The 3,033-nt window shown below is 41.7% G+C and carries 3 protein-coding genes; all 3 read left to right on the top strand.

All coding sequences use genetic code 11. The annotated features are described in order from the left end of the window. On the top strand, positions 1-1,163 hold a 1,163-nt coding region (locus tag AC4II3_RS32210), incomplete at its 5' end, for a response regulator (protein WP_488014165.1). Positions 1,164-1,426: 263 nt separating this feature from the next. Then, on the top strand, positions 1,427-1,852 hold the full coding sequence (locus AC4II3_RS32205) for a chemotaxis protein CheW (protein WP_490723030.1): 426 nt from the start codon (positions 1,427-1,429) through the stop codon (positions 1,850-1,852). A 143-nt stretch (positions 1,853-1,995) separates the two neighbouring features. Beyond that, positions 1,996-2,598 carry an urease accessory protein UreG gene (gene ureG, locus AC4II3_RS32200; protein ID WP_488014161.1) on the top strand — a complete coding sequence of 201 codons (603 nt, stop codon included), beginning with the start codon at positions 1,996-1,998 and terminating at the stop codon, positions 2,596-2,598. The last annotated feature ends 435 nt before the right edge of the window (positions 2,599-3,033 follow it).

The following is a 3,033-nucleotide window of genomic DNA, read 5'->3' as shown; positions in this document are numbered from 1 at the left end:
AGGCTCAGCTGAGGAATTTGTTGTTTGAACCAGGCTTTTCCACTGTCTCTGGGGTGAATAACCTCTCTGGACGTGGTGTTGGTCTTGATGTTGTCCTAAACCAGGTCAAAGCTCTGAGGGGTTCGGTAATAGTTGATTCTTCTCCCCACCAAGGCACCAGATTTAGACTACAAATTCCCCTGAGTTTAACCATAGATAAATTACTCCTGTGTCAGGCTGGGAGCCAAGTTTATGGTTTGATCACTGATCAAGTTTCGCAAATTATCATTCCTCAGGAAAACCAGCTCCGAAGTTGGGAAGATGGTCTTGTCCTCTACTTGGGTACCGGCAGTGATCAGCAACTGGTTAAAGTTTACCAACTTGGGCAAGTCCTAGATTATTCCTCTGTGGTTTCTCCATTCTCGGTAACCCATCCCCATCAGCCTGTTGTTCCTAAAGAGACGATCAGACCAATCATTCTTATCAATTACCAGGATCAGCTTGTCGGTCTGGAGGTAGACCAACTGCTTGGAGACCAGGAGTTGGTGATTCGTCCTTTGGGCACAATGATTGTGCCACCCCCCTATGTCTATGGGGGCAGTATTCTCGCCGATGGTCGGTTGACACTGGTGCTCGATGGGACTGAATTGATCCAGTACCTATCTGACCAACAGACCGATGGCAGTCAAAGGTTACAGGCTAGCACATTGAAGGTTAAAAGTTTAAGCCCAGATCAAGCCACCAAACCGATAGAAACCCTTTCGCAAAAGCAGCTTCCACCTTCAACGGTTGAACCGTTCTGGGTCAGACATAAGCCAAAGGTACTCGTCGTAGATGACTCGATCACCCTGCGCCAAACTCTAGCCATGACCTTAGACAAGAATGGCTATCACGTGTTTCAAGCCCAGGATGGTTATGAAGGGATTGAGCAACTAGAGCATCAGACAGACATACAGTTAGTGATTTGTGATATTGAGATGCCTCGCATGAATGGGTTTGAATTTCTCAAACACTGTCAGCAAGATCCAGCTTTGGTAGATATTCCTGTCGTTATCCTCACCTCCCGCAGTAACGATAAACACCGCTTGATTGCTGCACAGTTGGGGGCAAAGGCTTATATCACTAAACCCTATTTGGAACACAAATTGTTGACAACAGTAACCGATGTTGTTGAGCCCATTTAATCCTTAATAAGGGAGTAGGGAGTAGGGAGTAGGGATTAGGGGGAATAAAGACTATACTGCATAAGTATTATCAACAGTATATTCAACCCTATATCCTGGAATGATTTGGTAATTTTTAATTAGTAATTTATCATTAATACGTAATTTTTTTTCAGCCTAACAAATTATTAAAAAATAAAAGTTTACCTTTTCATAAATATTAATAGCTTTAATAAGGTTAAATAAAGGCGATGTTATACAATAATTCAAACCTAGAAAAGTTCATGGTTTTTCAGATTGCTGACTATTCCCTATGTCTCCCGATTATGGATGTCCTGAAAGTGGTAAATTTTACCAATGAAATTAGCCGGGAGATGAAAACTATGGGATTAGTTCAGCTAGGCAAGCATACCATTAAAATTTGGGATTTACATCAGCAGTTGGGGGGTGGTAGTTTACCTCACCTAAGCCCTAACCAAAGGTTCTTAGTGATTATTCGTCCTAGGGACTCCGAACTTTGGGGAATTTTTGTCGATGATCTGCCCAATTTGGTGGAGTTACCCCAAGACATGATGCGACCTATCCCGAAGTCTTACCGTCAGTCCAGTGTTTTGGAGATGATATCTCATGTAGCTGTTATATCAAACGAAGCATCTACTCAGAAAATTTTTCTTTTGGATTTACAGCAAGTCGGTGCCTTGACTCATTAATCGTCACTAGAAAACGCTATAATAAAAATCTAAACTTACCAATTGCCATTTGTTAATTGTTAATTTGTAGCAATTAACAATTTTTTTATGGCTAATGATCATAAATAAACTACACTATTAAAATTAACTCTAAGTTAGTTAACATGAGTACTTTTCGTGTTGGTATTGCTGGTCCAGTTGGTTCAGGGAAAACTGCTCTATTAGATGCATTGTGTAAAGCGCTGCGAGACTCTTATCAAATCGCTGTGGTCACCAATGATATATATACTCAGGAAGATGCCCAGTTTTTAGTTAGGAGTCAGGCTCTAGAAAGCGATCGCATTCTGGGTGTGGAAACGGGGGGTTGTCCCCATACTGCCATTCGGGAAGATGCCTCCATGAACTTGGCAGCCATTGAACAGTTGGAAAATCGGTTTACTGATTTACACTTGGTGTTCCTAGAAAGTGGAGGGGATAACCTAGCAGCAACCTTCAGTCCAGAACTAGTAGATTTCACTATCTACGTTATTGATGTCGCTGCTGGGGATAAGATTCCTCGTAAAGGAGGACCAGGAATCACCAAGTCTGACTTGCTGGTGATTAACAAAATTGATCTGGCACCCCAGGTGGGAGCAGATTTGGGGGTGATGGAACGGGATGCTAAAAAGATGCGAGGAGATAAACCCTTTGTGTTTACGAATTTGAAAACTAAAGAGGGACTCTCTAGCGTTATTGACTTGATAAAACTTGACATGGGCGCTTATTAAGTCCCTTGAGAAGGTGGTAATAAACGTGTTGGAATCAAACCTAATCTGATCATAGGATCATGGGTGGTCATGATACTGTTTTCTTTGTTTGTATTATAGCATTTATCACTTGGTTGAAAAATGCTAGATAATTAATTATTATCTTATAGTTTAGCAATTTTAATCTACCACAAAAAAAAGTATTAAATTATACTTAAATTTAGGTAAGCTGGTAGAGCCAACCTTATCCTGGTTGATTACCAAAAAGTCAAGTAACTTTGCCTTCGCCTTGGGCGCAGCAGAGCCCATGGCCCCCCTCGTGATCCCCATTTATAGCCAGATTCAATCACTGGGATTCCTTGCTTTCAAGGGTTTCCCTTTAGGGAGTATTATGATGTGGAGATAATTACCCTGTCTTGATGCAGTCGCTCATGGGGAGGGGCTGTGTGCGGAACC

It is taken from the genome of Moorena sp., assembly GCF_982860115.1.
Note: the sequence above shows the minus strand (reverse complement) of the source record. Positions and strands in the feature narration are given on the sequence as shown.

What these genes read in the sequence shown, in the direction of transcription:
- ureG (WP_488014161.1), top strand. Translation starts at nt 1,996, where the DNA reads ATGAGTACTTTTCGTGTTGGTATTGCTGGTCCAGTTGGTTCAGGGAAA.
- AC4II3_RS32205 (WP_490723030.1), top strand. Translation starts at nt 1,427, where the DNA reads ATGGTTTTTCAGATTGCTGACTATTCCCTATGTCTCCCGATTATGGAT.